26 protein-coding genes and 1 pseudogene are annotated in these 24,490 nt (G+C 30.3%); all 27 read right to left on the bottom strand.

Annotated features, from left to right (window positions below):
• Window positions 1–981 precede the first annotated feature (981 nt).
• The 27 genes and pseudogenes from APRE_RS09250 to APRE_RS09120 all read right to left on the bottom strand — a co-directional run bounded on the left by APRE_RS09250 (window position 982) and on the right by APRE_RS09120 (window position 24,450).
• A complete protein-coding gene (locus tag APRE_RS09250; protein WP_012797161.1) occupies window positions 982–1,947 on the bottom strand; it encodes a DNA cytosine methyltransferase in 966 nt (321 codons plus the stop codon).
• Window positions 1,940–3,661 carry a DNA topoisomerase 3 gene (locus APRE_RS09245; RefSeq protein ID WP_012797160.1) on the bottom strand — a complete coding sequence of 574 codons (1,722 nt, stop codon included), beginning with the start codon at window positions 3,659–3,661 and terminating at the stop codon, window positions 1,940–1,942. The genes APRE_RS09250 and APRE_RS09245 overlap by 8 nt, the downstream gene beginning before the upstream one ends.
• 88 nt (window positions 3,662–3,749) lie before the next feature.
• Window positions 3,750–4,733 (bottom strand): nucleotidyl transferase AbiEii/AbiGii toxin family protein, encoded by a 984-nt coding sequence (locus tag APRE_RS09240; protein WP_012797159.1) that lies wholly within the window; start codon window positions 4,731–4,733, stop codon window positions 3,750–3,752.
• Window positions 4,726–5,337 carry a DUF6088 family protein gene (locus tag APRE_RS09235; protein ID WP_012797158.1) on the bottom strand — a complete coding sequence of 204 codons (612 nt, stop codon included), beginning with the start codon at window positions 5,335–5,337 and terminating at the stop codon, window positions 4,726–4,728. Before APRE_RS09235 ends, APRE_RS09240 begins: the two co-directional genes overlap by 8 nt.
• Before the next feature lie 73 nt (window positions 5,338–5,410).
• Window positions 5,411–6,274 carry a CD1107 family mobile element protein gene (locus APRE_RS09230; RefSeq protein ID WP_012797157.1) on the bottom strand — a complete coding sequence of 288 codons (864 nt, stop codon included), beginning with the start codon at window positions 6,272–6,274 and terminating at the stop codon, window positions 5,411–5,413.
• 14 nt (window positions 6,275–6,288) lie between these two features.
• Entirely contained in the window at window positions 6,289–7,872 is a 1,584-nt protein-coding gene (locus APRE_RS09225) for a stalk domain-containing protein (RefSeq protein ID WP_012797156.1), read from the bottom strand.
• Window positions 7,859–8,098, bottom strand: coding sequence for a hypothetical protein (locus tag APRE_RS09220; RefSeq protein WP_001080402.1), 240 nt, complete (start codon window positions 8,096–8,098; stop codon window positions 7,859–7,861). Before APRE_RS09220 ends, APRE_RS09225 begins: the two co-directional genes overlap by 14 nt.
• 14 nt (window positions 8,099–8,112) lie before the next feature.
• Window positions 8,113–10,692, bottom strand: a complete 2,580-nt coding sequence (locus APRE_RS09215) for a C40 family peptidase (protein WP_012797155.1) — start codon at window positions 10,690–10,692, stop codon at window positions 8,113–8,115.
• Between the two features lie 7 nt (window positions 10,693–10,699).
• The gene (locus APRE_RS09210) at window positions 10,700–13,123 is read right to left on the bottom strand and encodes a VirB4-like conjugal transfer ATPase, CD1110 family (protein WP_081440722.1); all 2,424 of its coding nucleotides are present in this window, start codon (window positions 13,121–13,123) and stop codon (window positions 10,700–10,702) included.
• A complete protein-coding gene (locus APRE_RS09205) occupies window positions 13,014–13,424 on the bottom strand; it encodes a PrgI family protein (protein ID WP_012797153.1) in 411 nt (136 codons plus the stop codon). The genes APRE_RS09210 and APRE_RS09205 overlap by 110 nt, the downstream gene beginning before the upstream one ends.
• A 1-nt stretch (window position 13,425) precedes the next feature.
• Window positions 13,426–13,716 (bottom strand): hypothetical protein, encoded by a 291-nt coding sequence (locus APRE_RS09200; protein WP_012797152.1) that lies wholly within the window; start codon window positions 13,714–13,716, stop codon window positions 13,426–13,428.
• A 9-nt stretch (window positions 13,717–13,725) separates the two neighbouring features.
• Window positions 13,726–14,589, bottom strand: a complete 864-nt coding sequence (locus APRE_RS09195; RefSeq protein ID WP_000466914.1) for a VirB6/TrbL-like conjugal transfer protein, CD1112 family — start codon at window positions 14,587–14,589, stop codon at window positions 13,726–13,728.
• A 10-nt stretch (window positions 14,590–14,599) separates the two neighbouring features.
• Entirely contained in the window at window positions 14,600–14,815 is a 216-nt protein-coding gene (locus APRE_RS09190) for a Maff2 family mobile element protein (RefSeq protein WP_012797151.1), read from the bottom strand.
• A gap of 1 nt (window position 14,816) precedes the next feature.
• Window positions 14,817–15,128 carry a single-stranded DNA-binding protein gene (locus APRE_RS09185; protein WP_012797150.1) on the bottom strand — a complete coding sequence of 104 codons (312 nt, stop codon included), beginning with the start codon at window positions 15,126–15,128 and terminating at the stop codon, window positions 14,817–14,819.
• A gap of 190 nt (window positions 15,129–15,318) precedes the next feature.
• Window positions 15,319–15,657 (bottom strand): hypothetical protein, encoded by a 339-nt coding sequence (locus APRE_RS09180; protein WP_012797149.1) that lies wholly within the window; start codon window positions 15,655–15,657, stop codon window positions 15,319–15,321.
• Complete coding sequence (locus tag APRE_RS09175; RefSeq protein WP_012797148.1) at window positions 15,657–16,037, bottom strand: hypothetical protein; 381 nt, start codon at window positions 16,035–16,037, stop codon at window positions 15,657–15,659. Before APRE_RS09175 ends, APRE_RS09180 begins: the two co-directional genes overlap by 1 nt.
• 52 nt (window positions 16,038–16,089) lie before the next feature.
• Window positions 16,090–16,520, bottom strand: a pseudogene (locus tag APRE_RS09170) (TraM recognition domain-containing protein); the annotation flags it as partial.
• A gap of 37 nt (window positions 16,521–16,557) precedes the next feature.
• Window positions 16,558–16,833 (bottom strand): hypothetical protein, encoded by a 276-nt coding sequence (locus APRE_RS09165; protein WP_012797147.1) that lies wholly within the window; start codon window positions 16,831–16,833, stop codon window positions 16,558–16,560.
• An 18-nt stretch (window positions 16,834–16,851) separates the two neighbouring features.
• On the bottom strand, window positions 16,852–18,648 hold the full coding sequence (locus APRE_RS09160; RefSeq protein ID WP_012797146.1) for a VirD4-like conjugal transfer protein, CD1115 family: 1,797 nt from the start codon (window positions 18,646–18,648) through the stop codon (window positions 16,852–16,854).
• Window positions 18,641–19,375 carry a phage antirepressor Ant gene (locus APRE_RS09155; protein ID WP_012797145.1) on the bottom strand — a complete coding sequence of 245 codons (735 nt, stop codon included), beginning with the start codon at window positions 19,373–19,375 and terminating at the stop codon, window positions 18,641–18,643. Before APRE_RS09155 ends, APRE_RS09160 begins: the two co-directional genes overlap by 8 nt.
• Window positions 19,372–19,857 carry a PcfB family protein gene (locus APRE_RS09150; RefSeq protein WP_012797144.1) on the bottom strand — a complete coding sequence of 162 codons (486 nt, stop codon included), beginning with the start codon at window positions 19,855–19,857 and terminating at the stop codon, window positions 19,372–19,374. The genes APRE_RS09155 and APRE_RS09150 overlap by 4 nt, the downstream gene beginning before the upstream one ends.
• A complete protein-coding gene (locus APRE_RS09145) occupies window positions 19,850–20,677 on the bottom strand; it encodes an ATP-binding protein (protein WP_012797143.1) in 828 nt (275 codons plus the stop codon). The genes APRE_RS09150 and APRE_RS09145 overlap by 8 nt, the downstream gene beginning before the upstream one ends.
• Complete coding sequence (locus APRE_RS09140) at window positions 20,674–21,447, bottom strand: replication initiator protein A (protein WP_012797142.1); 774 nt, start codon at window positions 21,445–21,447, stop codon at window positions 20,674–20,676. The genes APRE_RS09145 and APRE_RS09140 overlap by 4 nt, the downstream gene beginning before the upstream one ends.
• A 157-nt stretch (window positions 21,448–21,604) precedes the next feature.
• A complete protein-coding gene (locus APRE_RS09685) occupies window positions 21,605–22,723 on the bottom strand; it encodes an N-6 DNA methylase (protein ID WP_012797141.1) in 1,119 nt (372 codons plus the stop codon).
• A 2-nt stretch (window positions 22,724–22,725) separates the two neighbouring features.
• Window positions 22,726–22,962, bottom strand: a complete 237-nt coding sequence (locus APRE_RS09130; RefSeq protein ID WP_012797140.1) for a helix-turn-helix domain-containing protein — start codon at window positions 22,960–22,962, stop codon at window positions 22,726–22,728.
• Between the two features lie 151 nt (window positions 22,963–23,113).
• Entirely contained in the window at window positions 23,114–23,716 is a 603-nt protein-coding gene (locus APRE_RS09125; protein ID WP_012797139.1) for a helix-turn-helix domain-containing protein, read from the bottom strand.
• 146 nt (window positions 23,717–23,862) lie between these two features.
• On the bottom strand, window positions 23,863–24,450 hold the full coding sequence (locus tag APRE_RS09120; RefSeq protein WP_012797138.1) for a type IV toxin-antitoxin system AbiEi family antitoxin domain-containing protein: 588 nt from the start codon (window positions 24,448–24,450) through the stop codon (window positions 23,863–23,865).
• Between the last annotated feature and the right edge of the window lie 40 nt (window positions 24,451–24,490).

The following is a 24,490-nucleotide window of genomic DNA, read 5'->3' as shown; positions in this document are numbered from 1 at the left end:
TCCAGTTCTCCATGTCCTCGCTTCCCACTAGATAAGACAGTCTTAGAACTGCGTAGGTCGGATTCGGAAATTTCTCCATAAATTCCAGATCCTTCTCCATCATGTCCAATGTTTTCTCTTCGATCTTCATTGCTATTTCCTCTGTCGCTTCCATCTGTGAAAACTCGTCCATCTCTACTTCTTGACCTATCATCTCGTCTATATAAATCATTTTGACCTCCTCTATCTTTATTTATATTTTCTATATCTCTATTATAGTCGCCACCGGCCCTTTCTGTCAGCAGCCTAGCTCGATCCATTTCCTTAGATTTTTCTATTGTGCTATCTATAATATCTTCGCTAACCCTTGATATTACAAGACCTATCTGTTCTAAAGAAATAGTATTAATCCTAGAAAAATTATTTTTTAAATTTTCCATATCCATAGGATAGACTGTATTAAACCTATTAGCTACTGCATAGGATATTGAGTCTCTCATAAACTTTTCAAAACTAAGTCTATCCTCTATATCTATCCTTAAATCAGCAAGAGCCAAATTAATATATTCATCTCCATAAATTCGGCTTAAAGAAAATATATTTTCATTGAGTGAATCACTGGCTTCAAATGAAGAATCTCTTATTATTTCTTTTAAAGCATCGTTATGGTTTTCGTGGTCAAACTGCCATAAGCTAACCTCATTGATATTCCTATCCATTGATGTGGTCTGACTAATATCGAAAATATATGAAATTCTTTGATTTACATCACTTCCAACTAAAATTGGAATACCCTTTTGACCTCTCATAACAACTCGACCAAAATATTTCTTCCACATATCAAAGGTCGCACAAGCTCTAGCTTCAGGTTCTTTGTTATATATACTTAATTGGCTGGAAAAATCATATTTCTGATTATTGCCTATAACTTTTAAGAGTTTTAGATATTCTTTTTCATCTTGTAACACTTCATACTTTATAGCTTCTTGTATATTCTTAAAATCATTTACTTGCATTTTCTACCTCCATTCTATGAATTTCTTTTATAATCGCCATTAAAATATTAACCACAATAGAATTGCCGGCCTGCTTATATAGTTTACTTGAGGTGCAATTTTTTCTTCTTGGATGTACTTCTTCTAGTTTGTCTATATCTCTATCATCAAAACCCATGAGTCTTAGACATTCTCTTTCTGTTAAATACCTATACTGACCGTTTCCAATGTCTATTATTCCAGAATTAGGTACTCTCATCTGTTTTGTAGAAATAGTATAAGAAAAATCTTTAATAACTTTTAGTCGCCCTTTAAAACTATTATCTATGCCTTTATTTAAAAATTTCAGCATATAAGGTTGAGTCATGGTATAAAGTTCACTTATATTCTTTTCTAAAAATTCACTTAGTGGTCTTGTTTCTTTCCTCTCCAATTTATTAAAAGAAAAGTTATTTTCTCCAAATTGTGAAACAACAAATATCCTCTCCCTTTTTTGAGGTATCCCAAAGTCCATTGCATTTAAGATTTCATATTTGCTTTTATATCCAAGGTTTTCTAGCTCTTTTAGATAAATAAAAAAGGAGTCCCTCATATTTCTATCAAGGACTCCCTTTACATTTTCCCAAATTATCCATTTAGGTTTATCTTTAATTTCTTTTATTATTCTAATTGTTTCAAATAGTAGGCTTGATCTAGTTCCTGAATTTTTAACTCCTCCCTGCTTTTTTCCAATTCTTGAAAAGTCTTGGCAAGGACTTCCATGCATAATTAAGTCTATCTTTTCATTAGGAGCTTTATATCCTACTACTGATTTTGCTTTATATTCTTCTCCATAAAGTGCGTTATATGATTTAACACAAGCCTTATCTATTTCTACATAATCAACTACTTCATAAGGTATCTTCAAATTAATAAAAGCTTTTCTGATAGCACCTATGCCACCGAAAAGCTCTAATATTTTTACCTTATTCATTTAGATTATTCTTGTACCTGTCTACAAGCTCCCTTATACTATCTTCAATTTCTCTTAAAAAGTCTTCTTTATCTACTTCGCCTGAGCTTATCTTTGCAAGTTTCATTTCCCATTCAGATGTTGTTTCAGCTGATTTAAACTTATCCTCTACAATCGATACAAGTCTATTGCCTTTTTCTGTTACAAGTAATTTTTTCTTATCTCTTCTTATAAGATCCTTATGGATAAGATTTTCAATAATTCCTGCTCTTGTAGCTGGTGTTCCTAAGCCTTTTCTTTCTACTTCTATGTCTTTATCCAGCGATTTAATCCCTGCATTCTCCATAGCCTTTAAAAGTGTATCTTCATTATAATGACTTGGAGCTTTGGTAAATTTCTCCGATATATTTTTAGAAGTTAGCTTAATTTTATCTCCAGTCTTTACATCTGGTAATTCATTTTCTTGTCTTTCCTTTCCATAAGGCTTTAGATACTTGGTATAACCCTCATCGATTACAGTCTTGCCACTTGCATTGAAGTTAAATTTATCATATTCATATCTGATTTTTCTGCTAGATTCCTTTAAATTATCCGAACATGAAGCAAGTAATTTATTCTTAATTAGATTATAGATTTTGCTTTCTTTATCAGATAAATCTTTGGCTTTTCCAATGCCTGATATAGTAGGAATAATCGCATAGTGGTCTGTAACCTTAGATGAATTAAAAATAGACTTAAAGTTTGATTCGTTGATTTTAAAATCTTCTTCAAATCCTTCTAATAATTCTTTCATAGTATTAACCATATCATCGGTTAAATGCCTACTATCTGTTCTTGGATATGTGATTAGCTTTTTTTCATACAAGCCTTGTGCCAGGTTTAAAGTGTCATTTGCTGAATATCCAAAATATTTGTTTGCTTCTCTTTGTAAGGTAGTGAGATCATAAGGTTTATCTGGTCTTGTGCTTATTTCTTTATCTTCTACCTCTGTAATAACTATTTCATCTTCTAGCAAGTTTAAAAGTTGCTCTGCAACTTCAATTTTATCAATCCTATCTGATACAAGTTTTAATCCTCCATAAGATAGGTCAACTGTATAATATTTTTGCTTCTTAAACAGGTTTATTTCACTATCCCTTTTAGCTATTAAATATAGAGTTGGAGTTTGTACTCTACCGACTGAATATGTTTCCTTGTAAATGCAAGAATAAAGCCTACTTAAATTCATTCCTACCAGCCAATCCACAATTGCTCTTGCACTTGCCGATCTATATAAGTCTTCAAAGTTTTCTCCGTCTTTAAGATTTCTAAAGCCATCTTCAATAGCTTTGTTTTCCATTGAAGATATCCAAAGTCTTTGAATTTTCTTCTTACATTTAGCTTGATTATATACAAGCCTAAAAATAAGTTCTCCCTCTCTTCCAGCATCACAAGCATTTATTACTGTGTCGATGTTCTTATCGTTTAAAAGCTTCTTTAAAACTCCATATTGCTTTTTAGTGCTTTTAGATACTTCATAAATATATTCTTCTGGGATTATTGGAAGATTTTCTATTGTCCATTTCTTCCATTTTTCGTCTATCTTATCTGGACTTGCCATTTGAATTAAATGACCAACACACCAAGAAACAATGTATCCACCTCCCTCATAATATCCGTTTTTTCTTGTTCTTGCTCCAATTACTTTTGCAATTGTAACTGCTACACTTGGTTTTTCTGCTATTACTAATTTCATTAATACCTCCATAAATAAAAAAAGAGCGAAAGATTTCTCTCTCGCTCAAAATATTTTTCCCGAATATTGTATTATTTTCGGGAGAATACTACTTATTAATTTCTTTTTCTAGTTCTTTAAGAACTTTTATAATCTCTTCAAAGTTTGGATAGTCTCCATAAATCATTTCTGACATAGCCTTATAATCTTTTTCTATTTCAGAAAATCGGTACTCTCTTGGAACTAACTTTAATCTACCATTTAATGCTTCTTCATACCTTGCCCACTTTCTAGGGTAGAATTTCATTTTAAATTCAGTCACTTTTTTTAATAAATCTTTATCACCCAGAGCTTTATTTTTATAATCTGACTTCGATATTTTATATAGGTCATAAAAGTGTCTTGCATACCTATGTGGCATAGGAGAAGCTTCTGGTCTATTTGCTTCGTGATGAAGTATAGTTGCCTTTTCCCAAAAAGTTCTCTCTGCTGACACTGTTCTTATATTAGTTTTTTCTTTAAATACATTTAGATATGCTTCACTAATTGTTGGTGAAATTTTAACTCCAATTGCAGGTGTCCATGCTGCAAGGCTTCCTATTTCAAGTCTTATATTTTGTGTCAAATAATTAGATTCAAAGATTTTAGGATATTTACATAGAATTGTTTGTGGGTCTATTGTATCTATGGAAAATTCAAAGTTCATGTCCTTTAAATCTTGTTCTAAGACTTTTAAAAATTCATCTCTTAAAAATACTTCTGTCTTTTCATTAACTGCTTTGTTGAATTTATCTTGCTTGGTATTTGACCTTTTTAACCACGGTTCTTTTTCTTCATATCCTAATACTCGCCAATCTAAGATTAGATCTATATCTTCAGAAAATCTTTCAATGAGTCCAAAACATTTTGAAAGTGATGTTCCACCCTTAAAAGTAAAATATTCTTTCCATTTATTTTCATTAAATAGATAGTCTAAGATAAAAGTAACCCAATAGTCTTTTTCAATGACTGCTTCAGATATATTTTTCTTTCTAGCAGTGTTTACTATTAAAATCCTTAGATCTTCTTTATTTTTTATATAGAACTTATTCATTTTGACCCTCACAAATTTCCCTTATCACTTCATATATCCATGCTGGCACTGATTTTGACTCATTCATTAAGTCTTTTCTTTCTTTTTCACTTAAGTTTTCTCTTATCTTTTGTATAACTTCATTAGTTATATTTTCTTTGCCTAAAGACTTAATTGATTGAATAACTGTTGCAGTCTTTAGGGACATATTGGCAATCTCTCCTGGATTTACTTTTTTAAATTCTAAAATTGTATCTCCAATTTTATATTCTTTATATCTTCCACTAGATATATATTTATAATGTGTTGGTACTTGTGTTGAAAGTCCTAATAGGTTTAAGGCTGTGCTACTATATGGTGCAATATTCCAATTGTATTTTCTCGCTATGGCAAGTGCCAACTCGTGAATTGATACTGCTTCATATTCTCCAATTAACTCACTGTATTTTGGATTGTAATAAAAACCATCGATGACGCGCTTGATTTTATCTTCATCTGCTAATCTTTTTAGTATTTGTCTAACCGTAGCATTAGATGCAATATCTAAAAAGTCATTAGCAAAAAATACTTTATGTGAGTCAAAATCATTTATTTTATCTGATATTTTTTCTGTATATGAACTCATTACAATCCTCCTTTGTCACGGATATTGTATCATATTCGTGACAAAAATTCAATTGTACTTAATTTTCATATCTTTATAATAGTTCATCGTCATCATCATCTAGTGATTCTTCATTACTTTCTTCATTATCGTCATCATCTTCTGACTCACTAATATAATCCTCATCATCTTCTTCAAAGTCTTCCAACATTTTGTCTTCTTTAGCTTTGACTACCTTAAAATAATATCCTGCTCCTATAACTCCTCCAATTACAAGTGCAACAATTAGAAATGAACCTATCCCGCTTTTCTTTTCTTCTTTTACTGGAACAGTCTTAGGTTCTTCTTTTTTTACTTCTTCTTTCTTAGGTTCTTCAACCTTTATAGTATTTTTATCTTCTGATTCAATCATATTAAGTAGGTCTTGCTCTCCTACTTCTGTTAATAACCTTACATTATCTTGATTTGATGAGTGATCCACTATTAGGTGCATAGTTTTTCCACTTTTAGTTTGAAAAGTTAAGAATTGTCTTACATCTACTGGATTTTCTTTATCTTTTTCTGTGTCTCCACTTGGTGTAAAATCTTTTCCGTTCCTATCTACATTTTCAATTACTGAACCTCTTGCCTTATTCTCTTGTGTTGCAAGATTATTTACTGCCTTTGTATTACCACCTTTTACAAGTGGTGTTTTCTTAGGAGGATTATTTGAAGGCTTGGTTGCTTCACTTGTATTTCCTGGTATTCTTGGAACATCTTGATAAGGAATTTCTTCTTTTGATGGTGTAAAAACATCATCTTTCAACATTTTTTCAAATTCTTCTTTTTGTGGTTCATAGATTGATTCGTTTTGACTTTCTATCTGTCCTTCATTTGTCATAGCAAATGTAGTTGCTGGTACTGTAAATGTAAAAAGGAGTAACGCTATGGCTACTCCTCGTTTAATGCTCTTATTCATTTTTCTATCCTTTCTTATTTTACATTTTTAAATACATAGACTGCTTTTCTAGCATTGTCCCATTCTATTGTTTGGTTTTTACCATCTTTAATATCTCCATGACTTGCTCCGAAAGCTTTAGCAATATTTGAAATTGAAGCATGAATTCTTCCATTTATAATCACTGGCTTAACATCTGAGTTGTATACCTTTCCATCTGAATCTTTCATAACACCAGTATCAATATTTAGTCTTAATGTCTTTTTAGCTAAGATATTATTCTCTTTATTTGAAAAAATGGCTTCACGAGTAGAGTTGTCATACTCAACATTAAAACCTAGAGTATAAGCAATATATCTTACTGGAATCATAGTTCTTCCATGATCTACATAAGTTTTTACATCCATATAGACTGTTGTCTTACCATCTTTGTTGATAATGTTATAGAAGTTTTTGTCTACTTGAAAAACTGCAAATTCTTTTTCATCTTTAACTTGTTTTTTGCCTTGTTGTTCCTCTTGCTTTTTCATCTTGTTAAGATCAAATTGATTTAGGATATTCTTGTCATCAGCTTTCAAAATTTCGTCCCACTTCTTATCTTGAGATTTCTTATCTTCTTTCTTCTCTTTGTTTTCTTTTTGAAGTTTTAGAAGTTCATCTAATTTCTTAGATAAGTCTTGGTTTAGGTTTTTGTCTTTTTCATCTTTAGCTTGTTTTTCAAGTTCTTCTTTCGCTTTTTTATTTGCTTCCTCGATTAACTTCTTTGCTTCTTCAATTTTCTTATCTAATTCTTCTTTTAGCTTTTTAATTTCTTCTTCAGAAGCTTTTTGTTTTTCTTCTAGCCCTTTAATTTTCTCTTCTAATTCTTTTTTTGTATTTTCAGAAGATTCTTTTAAACTATCAATAGCCTTTTGAAGCTCTTCAATTTTCTTAAAGCATTCTGACTTAGTCTTTTCTGTTTCTTTCTTTTTATTCTCTAATTCTTTTATCTTATTATCTTTTTCATCAAGAGCTTTTTCTAAGTCCTTAATTTTATTATCTTTATCCTCAATTTCTTTAGTCTTCTTTGCAAATTCCTCTTCTAAAGACTCGAGCTTTTCTTGCATTTCTTTGATTTTATTTTCGTTTTTGTCGGTCTTTTCTTTCTCAGCTTCTAACTCCCATTTTGTAGATGAATAATCTTCTTTTAATTTTGCATTTTCATCTCGTAATCTTTTTAATTCATCTTTAAGCTGAGTAATTTCTGCTATTAGTTCATCATTATTGGAGTTTTTAAGATCCTCAATTTCTTTATTCAATTGAGCAATCTTATTATCTTTATCTCTAATCTCTTCTTCTAGCTTAGCTTTTTCTTGTTTTAGTTTCTCTCCATTATCTTTGCAAGATTCTAACTTTTCCTTTAATTCATCTATCTTTGATTGGTCTTCTTGTTTCTTATCATTTAAGTCTTTGATTTGATTTTCTAAATCACTAATTTTACTTATTGAACTTTCTATAACTTTTTTACTACCATCTGTATCATCAGCTTTAGCTAGTACATTAGTAGTTGAGGTAGATGTTAAAACTAATAAAAGAGCCATAAAAAAAGCTCTTAGTCTGTTCGTATTAAATTTCTTCATTATGAATGTTCTCCTTCTCTTTTAATTTTTCTTCTCTTTTTCTATCATTGATTTTCTCCATTAATTCTTCCAAGCTAATATTGTTCCTCCTAAGAGTTACAATTATTTCTTCATTTTCAACCTGTATTTCTTCATCGCAAATTTCCTTGTATTTTGCATTTAAATCTTTCAATTTCTCTTCTATTTTTTTCTTTTTGTTCCTAATACTTATAAGTTTTCTGTTCACATAATATCTCCCTTCTATCTTGGTCTTCCAAAACCATAAAAGTGTGATTTCCAATATTTTGAATTTATTGATGTGTATTGAATTGGATCTCCTGCGTGAATCATCATTCCGTTACCTGCGTATATTCCTACGTGAGATATTGGTGTTCCACTGTTATATGTTGAGTGGAAAAATATAATATCTCCAGGTTGAGCTTCACTTGGACTTACTGGATTACAATAGTCTTTGTATATTCTCCATGCAGTTGTTCTTGGCATTCTCTTTACACCAGACTTTGTAAATGACCAACATACAAATCCTGAGCAGTCAAAGTTAGATGGTCCACTTGCTCCAAACACATATCTTTTGCCTATATGTTTTTCTGCTTCATTAAATAAGGCTTTGGCAGTAGCTGAATCAAAAGCAAGACCAGGATTTCCAAAGTTTGGATTATCTACTATTTCTCCTAAGTTCCCATTACCTGATCCAAAAACATCTCCCATATTTCCCTTAGCTTCAAGAAGAGCTTCATAATGAACTACATTGTCTGGATAATCTTTAAATATTTCCCTAACAACTTCATCCATTTCTTTTTTCTTTAAAGTTACAATTAACTTTTTATATTCGTACTCTTCTTTTTCATAGCTAGTATAAGGATTGCCACGACTATCATATCTAGTTCTTGCTACTGTTCTTGTTCTAATTTCAATTTCTTCCTTAAAATCAAGCTTATACATCTTATCGAAAAGTTCTTTTAGAATTCCTTTTACTTCAGATGCTGATTTTACTTCTCCACATCTTGAAGTTATATAGGATAAAAGTTCATGAGTATTATGACTAATTTCTCCTTCTTTGTTTATGATGTATTCATCATATCCAGGATGACTTGTTTTTACACTTTCTATTTGTGATTGTAGGTCATATTCCATTGATGAAAATTCTTGATTTACTTCACTTAGAACTGTATCTTGTGATAGGTATGTTGTTGTCATTACTGAGTTTACTGAGTTGCTTAGACCACTCATGCCAACACTTCCACCACCAATCATGATTGATAGCATAAGACCTAGTCCTATTACTAGAAATAGAACCATCTTGCTTTTTCTTATGATTAGCTCTTTAGAAGCCTTACCTAAACTTAAAATAGCTTTTTTAACTCTATCTACAAGTCTTGTTTCGTGCTTTTTAGCTATCATGCTTTTCATTTGTTTTCTTTGATAAAACTTCTTAAATCTATTTTTCTTGATATAGGCGTCTGACTTTTTTAAATCTTCCAAGCCACTTTTAAACTCCAACTTGCTTTTTCTCTTTCTTATTTTCTTATCAAGTTTAGATAGCTTTTTTAAGGACTTTTTCTTTTTGTCTAACTTATACTTCCTTATTCCATGCTGGAGTTTAGAGCTTACATTAGCGACCTTTTCTCCAGATTCTACACCAGTATTGTCAGATCCTGAACTTAGATAATCTCTCACTAGCTCTGAAGACTTAGCTCCAGATAATAAAACCCCAGAAGATAGACTTCCTTTAGTTTTATTATTTAAGATATTATCCTTTAGCTTGCTTTTAGACTTTTCAAGTTCTCCAATCTTTTTATCTGAGATAAAGTCTTTAACGTCTTGTGCCTTCTTAGAATCTTTCATTGTAACTTTCTTAGATTCATTTTTTAAGTTATCAATTTTCTTTCGAGTGAATTTATCACTTTCATAATTTTTTCTCTTGTAGTAAGTCTTCTTTTTATTAACTTTCTTTTGTTCTGAAAGTTTAAGGCTAGCTTCCTTTTCATCTTTTATAAATTCAAGATTATTGTCTTTAAGCTCAGAATTATCAAAAGTCTTATCTGTATCAACTTGGCTTAGCTTACTTTCTTTATCTATTTCTTTAGAAATTTTTTCCTTATCTCTAAACTTCTTTTCTTGATAAAGCTTCTGCTTTTGCTTTTTATCGATATTAGAATTACTGTCGTTCTTACTTACTTCATCTTTAACAAGCTTATCTTTTTTGTATATTCTCTTGCTTTTCTTTGATTCAATAGGTTTATCTTCACTTGTGTGGATTCGCTTAGACTCTTTCTCGTTGATTTTGTCTTGGAATTTATCCTTACTATGGATAATTTTATCCTCATAATTTTTAAAAACTTGTCTTCTACTTGATGCCTTCTTATTGCTTATTGGTTGAGCCTTAGCTGAAATATCATATGTTGTTAGTTTAGTAGAATTAATATCTTTACTGTTTTCACTATCAAAATTTACCTTTTTGAAGTCTACATCTAAGCCTTCATCAAGTTTAAAGCTTTCATCTGTCCTTATTTCAAGATTAGTCTGTTTAACTTCGTTAGCCTTATCCTTATTATCTAAAACTTCTTTTCTAATTCTTTCCTTGTTTTTAGCCTTCTGAAAATCTTTTAGTTTATCTTGTTTTTGATCTTTGGATAATACATTCTCATGAATAAGTTTAGATTCCTTTTCTGAAATTTTATCTCCGAACCTATCCTTAGTCTTAATAATCTTATTGGTATAATCATCTGAATGAACAAGTTTACTTTCAAGATTCTTTTCAGGAGCGTCCCTATTTCGTATAATTTTCTTTTGAAAATCTTTTTTTAGTTTTTTATCCATATCACACCTACTTAGCTTCTTCTGGTTTTGTTGTCATTAGCTTATATAGCATGGTGTCTTTAGGGAATTTATCAATAAATGGAACAATGGTATTTCCAAAGAATAATAGTCCCTCACCTGCATTTGAGTTAGTAATATAGTTTAACTGATAAGGCGATATTTTTAATTTTTTAGCAAGAATATCTCTATCTCCAGATGCTTGATTTAACATTAGAACAAAGTCTGTATTATCAAAGATATTTTCAATTTCCTGACTTGTTAAAAGGTCTTTTACGTTTTGAGTTATACCTGTTGGAATACCGCCCCATTTTCTAAATCTTTTCCAGATTTCTACTGAATATGAAGCAGTTTGTGGGTCTTTTAATAAAAGGTGGAACTCATCTATATAGTATCTTGTAGACTTGCTTCCTCTATTTAGGGAAACCTTGTTCCAAACTTGGTCTTGAATTACAAGCATACCTATTTTTTTAAGTTGTGTTCCCAGCTCTTTTATATCAAAACAGAGCAGTTGTCTATTTAAGTCAACATTTGACCTATTATTAAATACATTAAGACTTCCCTTAACATAAATTTCCATTTCTGTTGCGAGCTTTCTACCAACTCCTTCTTCTTGAGATAGGAGCATATCGTATAAATCTCCTAATATAGGCATATTTTCTGGTTTGGGGTCTTCAAAATATTTTTGATATATCTTTGGTAAGCACCTATCTATAACAGATTTTTCTGCAGCAGTAAGACCAGATCCTCCTACTACAAGTTCAAGCATAGACATTATGAAGTTTGCCTTATCCTTTAAAGGTGCGTCCCCATCTCCATAGTTCATATTAATATCAAGTGGATTTAGGTAGTCCTTTGACTTTGCTGAAACTTTAATAACTTCTCCATTAAATTGTTTTACAAGGTTTGAATACTCGCCCTCAGGATCACAAATAATTACATCATCGTCTGTTACAAGAATTGCATTTGCCATCTCTCTCTTTGCCGAGAAAGATTTACCAGAACCTGGTGTTCCTAATATTAATCCGTTAGGGTTCTTTAGTTTCTTCCTATCTGCCATAATCAAGTTTTGGCTAAGGGCATTTAAGCCATAGTACAAAGAATTTGCCGAATCAATAAATAGCTCTTCTGTTGTAAAAGGCATAAATACTGCCGTTGATGATGAAGTTAAAAATCTTTTTATCTCGACTTGATTAACTCCTAAAGGTAAGACAGAAACAAGTCCTTGCTCTTGCTGATGAGATAATCTTTTTACCTGACAATTATGTCTGTTAGCAATTGATGATATTTGAGCAATGGTATTTTCTAATTTTTGATTAGTCCTAGCAAAATTCATCATTACTATGGTAACTACAAAGAGCCTTTCATCTCTATTTTGTAAGTCAGATAACATGGACTTAACATCAGCCCCAAAAGTATTTATATCTGAAGGGATAATATCCATATCATATCCAGCACGAACTGCTTTCTTTTGTTCTTCGATTTTCATTCTGTCTAGGTCTGTGTTTTTTCTTTTAATGAGTTTAATAGCTTCTGCTTGTTCAACTACATCTATATGAAAAGCTACATAAATATTGTCATCAATATCTAAAAACTCAGATAACATTCTGTCTGATAGCTCACTTGCAAGTATTTGAAAATGGCTTACTGCTCCAATGAATTTGCCAAATTTAAAATTATTTGCTGGTGCAAAATTAAAGATATTGGGAGTTATATGTGACTTTGTAGACTCTTTCTTCTTCAAATCCTTATATGAAAAATCAAAGTTTTTGTCTGGATTTAACATATCGTGAACAAGTCTTAGTCTTTCTTCGCCATCAAGGCTCTCTGCTCTTACTCCCATAGATTTAAAGTTAGATAAAATATCTACTTCAAGTCTATTTAACTTTGCTCTTGCTTGCTCTAAGTTATCGGCTTCTGTGGTAAAGGTTATATACTTCATCTTTTTAAGTCCGTTATTGCCCTTTGCAAGTTGAAGCTTTAACATCTCCCTAAACTCTTTTCTTACATCGTCATAGAAGTCTCCCTTATCAGCAATTTTAATTGCATCTTGTAGGTCTCTATTTCTTCCTAATTGATTTACATATGAAAGTTCAATGTGGACACTTGGATCAAAAGAATTTAAAAAGTTGGCAAATTGATTAAAGATTAAATCTCTATCTTCTTCCAATGCCAACTGGTAATTTATATCTTGAAATGAAATTGTCTTTGAATAATTTTTTTCATCTAACTGGCAAATGCCCTCTGGTAACATTCTTATATATGGAATTGTGTCCTCAACTGTAAATCTCTTTTTTTCTTTATTTAAAATTACACTTAGAAGACTATTTGTTGGATCTTTCTTTGTTTTTAGCCTTCTTACTTCCTTTCGGTCTTTTTTTAATTGTTTTTCCCTTAGATTTAAGTCGCTGATTTGCTTTTTTCTTTGCTTCAATGTATGCCTCCTTTCTTATTCTCTTAGTTGGTTGATAAAACTTATGAAGATAGAAAAATTTAAAATATTTTTCAAAAGTTAAGGTATCTTTTTCATATAAGGTTATAAAAAAGATTGGCAAGGTTACTATTAGCATTACAATGATTGAAACATCATTAGGTAGATATTTCTTGATAAATAAATAGGTTGGTATGCCAATTAGCCCTGCCACAGAAAAGCCTATAAGTTGTCTTTTGGTTAAGTTAAAGGCAACCTTTGTTTTAATCTTGTCCAAATTTTTTGGTATTGGTACATACGCCATTTTAATCTCCCTCTACTTCTTCTTTGGAAAGTTCAAGTATATGGTCATAATTAGATATTGTTTCTTCTTCTAGGTAGCTAATTCTTTCTTCTAATTCTTCTTGTTTTTCTTCATTTCTGTCATTGTATTCTCCTTGATACATAACAAATTCATTATGACATCTTCCGAGTCTATTTATTCTCCTCTTTAAGTTTCTAATCTCTTCATTTCTTTTCTTCTCTTTTACGATTTCATAAGTTCCTCCCAATAAAATTCCAAGTCCCAATAAAGCACAATTTTTCTTTTTTATCATTTATTCCTCCTAGTGCGTATTCATAATACTTTTTGCAACTGTTCCACTCTTAAACATCATAAGTCCAAGTAGTAGAGCATATCCTAATATACTAAACAAGCTTGCGTGAATATCTGTAATCTGTACCGTCCTTATTAAAACAGTGTAGATACCTAAACATACCATCAAAAACAAACCTTGTAGTCCCAAGGCAAAAAGTCCCTTGATATAATTTGTTCCAATCTGACCCCATTCTTTATTTCCCATAGTCGCAAATGGTATGGATGATACTGATGAGTAGACATATATTTCAAACATACGCCCATATACTATTAAGGTAATAGTTAAAGATATACATTGAATTGCAATCCTTACAAGGCTTGTTTCAACTAATATCATTATTAATGCACCAACATCTTTTTCTTTTAATGTATCAACCATTGCAACTATTTGATCTCCTGAAACAGTGGCAGAAGTAGTGATTACCCCTGCCGCTTTGTTTACAAGATTTTGTGCCACATCAAAGACTGCCATTGAAAATTCAAAGGCATGGCTTGCAAGGTAGACTGCTATAAACATCTTTATAATGTATTTGAAAAACTCAAAAGTATCTGTATCATGCATATTATTTTTTTGCATAACCATATTTATGAGTTCAATACATAAAACTGCTGTTATGATAAGACCTGCTATTGGAACAATCACATTGTCATTAATGTTTTTTATAAAGTTATATACTTCTCCATTCCAACCCATTGGTGTTTTCCCAACATCAGTTGCAATAACTCCTACCTTGTCATTTATATCTAAGAACATGGACTCAAGATTTGCTTTGATACCTCCGAGTAGCATATCCTTAAAAAATTCAGTTAGCTTGTCAAAGATACCAAACATAGACTTTCTCCTAATTTAAAACATTTGCAAGTAGTGGAATTAATTTAATACCGATTAGTACAATTCCCCCACCAGCCATAAGCTGCTTAATACCTTGAGATTTAGCACCAGGGTTATCATTACCATAACCTTCCATTAAGTTAATAACTCCCCATGCTCCTAAACCTGCACCAATTGCAGTTACAAGTGTCTTTAAAACTCCAACTCCAGCTGTAAAAAATTCCATATTATTCCTCCTCGTTTTCTTTCTTATTTTCTATTTTGTTTAGTGATTTAACTATAAAATTCTTGTAGACCTTATCTCCTTTTTTGTTTTCTTTGAAATATCCAAAGACATGGATCAGATCTCCTTTATCAAATTCTTTTACAATTTCTACCTTTTCCCCATATACTGAGCAATTTGTATATTCTTTGTCCTTTCCATATTTTTTTACAAGAGCAAAATTTGCTACTTGAATATTTTCTCCATCCTTTTCAAATTCTGAAAATTCAGCTTCCTTAACTAAATTTGCATTAATATTTATCATTTCTCTATCCATTAATTTTTTCTCCTTAATCTATAAATTTCAATTAAAAAAGCGACTGAACTTATATTTCAATCGCTAAATGTCTAATATATTAAATTGTTTTGTGGGACTTCTTATCCTTACCATTTTAACCTCCTGATTTTGAGTATAAAAAAAGACGATAGAGTTTTTAATTTCTATCGTCCTATATTAATAGCAAAAATTAGAAATATCTATTTTTTTTACTTTTTATGGCTTTTTTACTTGTACCTCTATCATGTTCTTTAGGGTTTAACACCTCACAAAGATAAATTCTCTTGTCATCTCCATATTGAATATGCAATCGCCATCCAGAAATTTTATCAATATATGCTCGATATATTTTTTTTACCCCTTCAATTTTGTGCAGTTCAGACTTGGGGAAATTATTTGTTTTATGGCACTCATTATCTTCAAGTTCTGCCAATACTTCCACTAACTTTAACTTAAATTTTTCTGGTATAACTTTATTGCATTCGTGAATCACACCTAAATTATCTACTAATCCCTTAATTTCTGCCATTAGTTCTCCTCCTTATCATCATAATCTTCATTAAGCATTTTTTGATAAAGAGATTCCATAATACTACTTATCTCTTTCTTATACTCTCCTGGATTTGTAAGTGCATATATGATGACATCCATTCTACCAAAAATAGGATCATCTTCAATAGATAATATTGCTCTATTATTCTGATCTAATCTTAGAATATATAGTGAAGAATCAAACCCCCTAATTTTTTTAAAAAAGTGTTCCTGGATTAAGCCACTTTTCTCTCCTTCTATAAACATATAAACATTGTTCTTAATTTTTGTAAGAAATTTTTCTTTTTTTGTGCTTTCCATTTTCCCTAATTTTTTCATAGCTTTATTGGTAAATTTTATATTTAATTCATGCTCCATTTTATTCTCCTGCAATAATTTTATCTTGATACATTTTATATACCCTTAACCTCTATTCTAAAATCTTAATAATATTTGTAGATTCTCTAGTAATAGGCTTATCTTTGGCTTTCAAATAACCCTCCACATAAAACAAATTTTTCTTATCATAATCTTCCAGTAACTTGTAATTCTTATGTTTTGTAATATCAAATTTATCAGATAGTAAAAGACTTACTACCCTTAGTTGGTATATACACGAGCCTCCATCCATAACAGTTATTTCATCTTGGCTCATAAGTTCCATTCCACTTTTTTAGTAATTTAGACCAAAAGATTTTTGATTTGATCTTGTTTCCGATGTGTTATATAAGTCTATAGTTTCTTTTCCCCTAGAAAGAATGTAGAATCATTGTTATCAACTATTGTATCTGCATTGTCCTTGTAAATTGCTTTTAATCGAGATTGTGCTTGCAGTATTATGCTTGCTGATATTTCTCTTGAGAGTTTTTAATTTCTATCGACTTTTAATATCATGTATCTAGCCTTCTAAAATCGATACTTCAAGGTCTATCGCTTTAAATGTAACAGTTATTCCTACTTCGTACTTTACTGTTTTTTCAAATAGCTCAGCTATATCATATGGGGACATATCGTATATATCTTCGTACCATTCATTACTTTCATCGTACATTGTCTCACATATTGCTTCAATATAATTTTTCTTATCCATTGTGAGTTCTGTATCACTTTCTAGAATAAACTGCTCACCATTTATATTTAATATAATTAAAGATAATTTTCTATTTCCACACATTTTGCTTTCTCCGTAAAATCAAATGTTTAACCTATTTATTTTATAACTTGATTTTAACTTTACCTTATCTCTATTTGTTAAATACTCTTCCACATCAAACAAATTTTTCTTATCATAATCTTCCAACAACTTGTAATTCTTATGCTTTGTAATATCAAACTTATCTGATAAGAAAGGTCTTACTCCTCTTAGCTGGTATATACACTTACCGCCATCCATTACAGTTATTTCATCTTGGCTCATAAGTTCCTTACCAGTCTTTTGGTAATTTAGACCAAAAGATTTTTGGTTGGATCTTGTTTCTGATGTGTTATATAGGTCTATGGTTTCTTTTCCTAAGGTTTCTGATAATTCTTTTACTGTTGTTTTTTCTTTTCCTCCTAGAAAAAGTGTTGAGTCACAGTTACCAACTATTGTATCTGCATGGTCTTTATAGATTGCTTTTAATTGAGATTGTGCTTGCAGAATTATACTTGCTGATATTTCTCTTGAACGAATTGTCGCTATTAGTTTTTCAAATTTAGGAATCAAACCTATATTGGCAAACTCATCAAGTAGACACCTAACATGAACTGGAAGTCTTCCACCATACACATCATCTGCCTTATCACATAGTAGATTAAATAATTGAGAATACATTATTGAGACTACAAAGTTAAAAGTATCATCAGTATCTGATATTATTACGAATAGAGCAGTTTTCCTATCTCCAATTTTATCGAGTTCTAATTCATCTTCGCTCATTAGTTCTCTAAGTTCTCTTATATCAAAAGGTGCAAGTCTTGCACCACAAGATATTAGAATTGACTTGGCAGTTTTTCCTGCTGCCAGTTTATATTTCTTATACTGCTTAACTGCAAAATGACTTGGATCTTTCTTTTCAAGAGCTTCAAAGAGTCTATCAATTGGATTCATATAGGTTTCGTCATCTTCTCTAACCTCACTTGCGTCAATCATATCTAAAAGCGTTTTAAAATTCTTTTCTTCTTCTGGTGCTTCATAATAAATATAACCGATAAGGGCAGTATAATATAACTTTTCAGCCTTTACCCAGAAATCTTCTCCTGCCTTTTCTCCATCTCCCTTGGTGTTGGCAATAATTGTTTGGACAAGCTTTAAAATATCTTTTTCACTTCTCAAATATGCAAAGGGATTGTATTTCATAGATTTTTTAAAGTTTATTGTGTTTAAAATCTTTATGTCATATCCATTTTCATAAAGCATTTTTCCACACTCTAACACAAGTGTGCCTTTAGGGTCTGTTACTACATAGGAAGAGTGCATTTGCATTAGATTTGGCTTGACATAAAATCTTGTCTTACCTGATCCAGAACCACCTATTACTAATACATTTTTATTTCTAGCATACTTAGGGTTCTTAGGTCTTGAGTTCATTGTTAGTCTTTCGGTATTAGTTATTAGTACATTGTTTTCAAACTTAGGGTCTATATATGGAGCAATATCCTTGCTTTCTCCCCATCTTGCAGATCCATATTCCTTACCTTGCCTATATTTCTTTTTGTTTTTACCTTTACTATATACTATTAGCTTAACAATGGCAGCAACTGAAATACCTACTAACAAGTCCCTTGGATTAAGGCTTGGTATATAAGATAAAGTTCCTATATCAGAAATTCCCACCATTATTCTGTCAATTATATCTCCTCCAACATAAGAATTGATGTGCTTAGAAAAGATATTTCCAATATAAAAAAATGATAAATAAGGAATGTTTGCTAATATAAATTTCTTTGGGTTGTCTATTTTAATTAAGTTTTTAATATCAGAAAGAATGGCTTCTAATATCTTATTCATCGTAGAAACCTTCACTATCTAATAAAATTAGTAGGTAGTGTCTTCCCTTTTGTGTTATAAATGTTTGTATTCCTACAAGTGTACCTAGTGGATCAACCCATTCTTTGACCTCAAAATATCCCTTGTTCTTATCTGCATAAGGTAGAAGTTTCTTTTTCTTATCTCTATAAATTAATCCCTTATCCATTAAAAAACTTATAAATTGATTTTGTGGTATTCCTAACTCTTTGGCAGTATTTCTAAAGTTTGTAAGTAGGTTATAATCTACTAATTTGTCATAATAGTCTGCCTTTGGTCTTAATTCTACAATTTCTTCTTCTCTTTCAGCAATAATTCTATTGGCTACAAGAATTGCATCTGCAAGTAACTCTTCATTAGTTTTCTTTTCTTGCCCTACTATATATCCTCCATTTTTTCTAATACTTGGTAAGACTTCTCTAGTTACCCAAGCTTTGAATATTTTTGCTTGTGGTAGTTTTGATGAAAGGATAAGTGAATACAATCCTGATTCGTTAATTATTGAAATATTCTGTATTCCTCCAGGGGTGTTCCATTTCGTTACACCCTTATCTTCTTCATCTACATGGTCATAAACAGCTTTTCTTGGATTGACATATCCTAGCATAGTTGCTACTTCATTTGCTATAAAGAAAAACTCACCGTCTTTTTCTATAACAGTGAGTTTCCCAAAATTCTTATTTTCAAATGTTTTTAAATTACTTATCATAAGCTTTGCTCCTTATGTTTATTTTTAACTTTATCTTTAGTAATGGTGTCCTTAGCCATATCTTTAAACTTATTTATTGTCTTCGTTATTGAATCTTTTCTATCGACCTTTCTTTCAGAAACCTTGACTGCTTTTTTAAAGGCGTGTTCCATTACCTTTATATCCTTAGATTGAAAAAACACAGAGTGGTTACCAGTTTCTTTATCTTTCATAACAGAAAACTTCACTCCGTGCTTATTTAAAATTTTCTTTAGTTCTTTTAACTCAGGATCTTTTAGATTAATTTCTTCTAACTGTCCCTTTTTAACCATATCCTTTAGTTTTACTTCTTCTCCGTTATTTTTTATTACATTTTTCAAGCCTCCTTGTTCTTCTATTTGCTTGTGTACTTTCTTTAAGGCATCAAGAATTGCTTTACTTGTTGCTTTTGCAAGCCTTACTTCAAGGTTAAGGCTCGACCTAGATACTTCTTCATTAATCATCTATTCCACCTCCATATAAAAGTAACTCTTTATATTTTCTTAACTTCTCTTGATGGATTTTTCTTCTAAAATCTTCTCCCGTAACTTTAACTGGTATTGTCATTTCAAGTATTCTTGAATATATTCTCTGATACTCAAGGTCAATGTTTGGATTTTGAATAATTTCCAATGATAAGTTTGTAGTAAAAATTGTCGGCCTACCCTTTAAGTATCTTGAATTTATAATGTTATATACTTGCTCCCTTGCATAAGATGTATCCCTTTCAATTCCAAGGTCATCTAAGATTAACAAAGGGATATTAGAGAGGTTACTTATTATTTCATTTGAATCTAGCTTAAATGCAGATTTTTGTATTTGATTTATAACCTGAGATAAATTCATAATCTTAACTTTAACTTGCTTTCTTTCGATTAATTCATTTGCAATAGAACAAGCAAGATAAGTCTTTCCACTGCCAACATCTCCATAAAATAAAAGTCCAACATTGTCTTCCTTCATTTGCTCAAAACTTTTGGCATAATTATAGGCAACCTTATAGGCTTGACCTTTTTCATTTAAGTATTTCTCAAAATTATATTGGTGTTGGTTTGGAGATGAAAAACAATCTCTTTTTAGCGATGATATTCTCGTTAATATTTCTCTTTCTGCATTTTCCTTATCTCTTTTTATTTCACATTCACATTTAATTCTGGGAATAAACTTTGTAAATTCAAGGTCAAGTAATTCTCCATCGACTCTTTTACCACATACCTTACAATAAATATGTCCATTTCTTTCAATATCATTTTCTCTTAATACAAAATCTTTTAAGTTCTTCATAAACTCTCTCCTATATCGTAATTCATTTTCCTTGTTGAATTGTCATTAATGTTTTTTGCCTGATCATTAAGATACCAATTGATTATCGTTGCCTTGTGGTCTTGATACTCTCTGTTATTTGCTTTCATATATGACGACAATCTATCAATGTATTCATTAATTCTACTTCCTAACTCATTTGTTAAGTCCTTGTATTCTTCATCAGTCAAAAATATATTTTTATATATTCCATAAGGCTTTTGACCTTTACTAAAATCATTCTTTCTTAACTCATTATTATTAATATTGTTATAGTTACCTTCCGATTTCCGAAAATCTTGAATTTCGATATTCGAATCTCTTGAATTTCGATTATCGAACTTCTGGAATTTTGTTTTTCGAACTTCTTGATTTTTTAATTCCATATTATTAAATATGCTCATAAAGTCTTTAACATAAATTCTATTAGGCTTTCCCAGTCCTTGTCTTTTCTTTTCAATCAGTCCTATTCCTGATTTAATATCAAGTTCAGCTATTAATTTATTTGCTTTTTCACTGGCACACTTAAACTGATCTTTTATACTTTCAATTGTGTAGTAAATAAAGACTTTTCCATCTTCATCTATCCAGCCATTTTTATATGAAAGACCCATTCGATTAAGCATATATGAATACAACACTTTAGCTTCAATAGAAATGCTCTCAAAAATCTCATCTTCCATCAATACCATAGGTAACCTAATGAAGTTATACATTTCAGATTGCCTATTATAAAAATAATCAAAATTCATTCCTGCCTCCTTTCTTTGAAATAAAAAAACGACAGAATTTTTATTTTCTATCGTCTAAAATTTACATATTAAATTTTCATCACAAAATAAGACTCTTTAAAGAATCCTTAGTTTTATTGGTATGCTATTTACAATACCCATTATTAAAATGGATACTCTAAGCAGCACACCAACTATTTATTTTTTGAGTTTTAAACTTTGGTAGAAGTCTTGAACTCCTTATATTTACATAACTATTTGCCTCTATCACTATTATGACACGAAACCCACATGCAGGATCTAATATAGTATATTTATTATGTTCTTTTAAGAATCCTAAAGTAGTTTTATCCAAAATGTATTCTACAAGAAAATTAGGAGTGTAAAATGCATTATCTTTTGCTCTTGCTTCTCGCCCAAGTAATATCTCATAGATATTACTTATTAACTCTACCGGAATAATATTAAAATCATACAGCGCAAATAGTGACAATTGACCATCATTCATCGAAATAGTTCCAGATAAAAAATCTGCAAGCATATTAAATACATCTTGCGTTAATTCGGGGCATTCAATTTCATTACCTAAATCGAAAAGATTTCCATTAAATTTTGATTTTAGATATTTAAATAAATTGTATATTGAACTTTTGCTCCTTAAGCATTTCATAAGTTCATTCTTTGATTGCTCAATATCAGCAGAAAAATTTTCATAAGCAAGGTCAACCCCTCGATCTATCAAAAACCTTATAAAAATGAGTCTCAACACTAACTTTGTAGCAAAGCCTATATGATAGGTGTTTTTTAACTCTTCCGTCAAATAAGTAATATTAGCTAACAAATAATTATTTAATTTATTATTTGAAAATCCTTTTGAAAACTTTTCCCAGAAAATAGGGTTTGTTATTTCTAAATAGGAAAATTCCGTTGCAACAGAACATGTGTCTAACGGGATTTCCGTTGCCATCTCAAGAAAATATGATGTTAAATTCAAAGAAAATCCATTATATATTTTAACTGTTTGATCATCACAAAGCATAGCAACAGGAATTTGAGCATTCCAAACTTGTTTACTGATAGTTTTAAAGGAAACTTCATCGAAAAGATTGTCAAAAAAAAGAATGAATGGGTTTCCATCTATAAAATAAATTGCATACGGTTTTATCTCATGAACAATTTTAGATATATGATGATTATAGTCATAATCATTAAATTCACTATAATAAATAAGATTTTTAGAATTTTTAAAACCAAGTCTTCTAATAACGATTTCTATTGGCAATTCATATCCTTTCATTTTTAAACATCCCTCCTTTCTTTTTTTTCTGGTTCTTCAACAAATAATAAATATGTTTCTATCTCTAAAGCATCTGCTATTTTCTGTACATTATCCAAAGCAATGCTTCTTTTTTTACACTCTAATGCACTTATATATGTTCTATAGAATCCAGATTTTTCAGCAAAAGCTTCTTGTGATAAACCCATTTCATTTCGATATTTTTTAACGTTTTTAGAAAAAACTTCTATGATATCCATTATACACTACCTCTATTCTTTTAATATTTTATCACTGTTGAATACAATTAGTAAACATACAATAAGTAACACTCCATAAGAATAGTAATATAATTTCCAAACTATCTCAACTGTTTCCTTGTCATAAACATATATCTCTTTCATAACTTCATTAATCCAGTCTAAAAACAGCTAAGTATATAAATGAATCTTCTTCATCCATTATATAATCATATCCTACGCCAAAGATTTGACCATTACCAAACTCTTCAAATTTTTCTCTTGGTACTTTTTCAACCAGTCTATCCCAAACTTTTGGGAAATTTGAACTTTTAGTTACATCCGATTTAACACCTTCTACTTTAAGCGCTTTCTTTTTCTCAATCTTAATATCCATTTGATTTCCTCCTTGAACTGAAATTGAAAAATAGATTCTTGGGAAATATTGATACTTTTCTCCTTTTTTTACTTGACCAGGAGTTAGCTTATGAAAACTTTTAAAAGCTAAGGCAAAAGAATCCTGAGAATTATAACCATATTTTATTGCGATATCTATAATTCTTTTATCTGAATTTTTTAAATCAATTGCAGCATTTGTCATCTTTCTTAACCTTATATATTCAGATAATGAATATCCTGATATGATTGAAAATATTCTTGAAAACATTGGAAATGAATATCCTGTTATCCGTGTTATTTCTTTTTCATCAAGTTCATCAGCTAAGTTATCTTCAATATAGTCTATTGCTAAGTTAAAAGATTTCATTATATCCATATTCCCACCACCTTTCATTTAAATTGTACAAGGATTTATTAAATTATACCCGATAATGCTAATACAAATATTATAGCATCACATGTTTATACTATTTTTCTTCTCTGCAAGACTTCTTATCTTGCCCTTTATACTCTCTATATTAATCACGATAATACCTCCATATATTTTCTAATTTCATCTTCTATTTTAAATAATCTACCGTATTTTATTAATCGTCTTAGGTTTTTATTTTGTGATTTAAAGTATCTTTTTATTGCTTCTGTGAAAATTTGCTTATCTATTTTTTCTCTGTCAATTATGATATCGCAAACCGTTCTTTCAATATCATAAACTGGTATGAGATTGCCTTGTGGTGATTTTATTTCTGTCTTTCCAAGTTCATATAAGTCTTTTTTTACATAGTGAACTTGTAGATCCTTATATCTCTTTTTTATATGGCTTGCATTGTAGCCTTGGTGTACAGATATATGAAATACATTTGGAGTCCTGTCTGATAGATCATGGAGGTATAAGGCTGTTTGATGGGAAAATATAATTCGATTGCTATTAGATGATATTAAAACAAAATCGTCTATTACTTTTCCTTTTAGTTGATATAGTCCTGGTCTCAATCTTTCTAATTGTCCGATTTTTGTTAATTCTGATAAATTATGCCTAGTATATCCAAGTTCTTCTGCTTCTTTGTTGGTGATTACTAAATTTTCTTGTATATATTCTTTAAGTATATTCATAGTCCGCCTCCTCTCGTTTACGCTTTTATTATATGTTATA

It is taken from the genome of Anaerococcus prevotii DSM 20548, from assembly GCF_000024105.1.
Taxonomy (GTDB): domain Bacteria; phylum Bacillota; class Clostridia; order Tissierellales; family Peptoniphilaceae; genus Anaerococcus; species Anaerococcus prevotii.
This window is presented reverse-complemented; position numbering and strand designations above follow the sequence as displayed.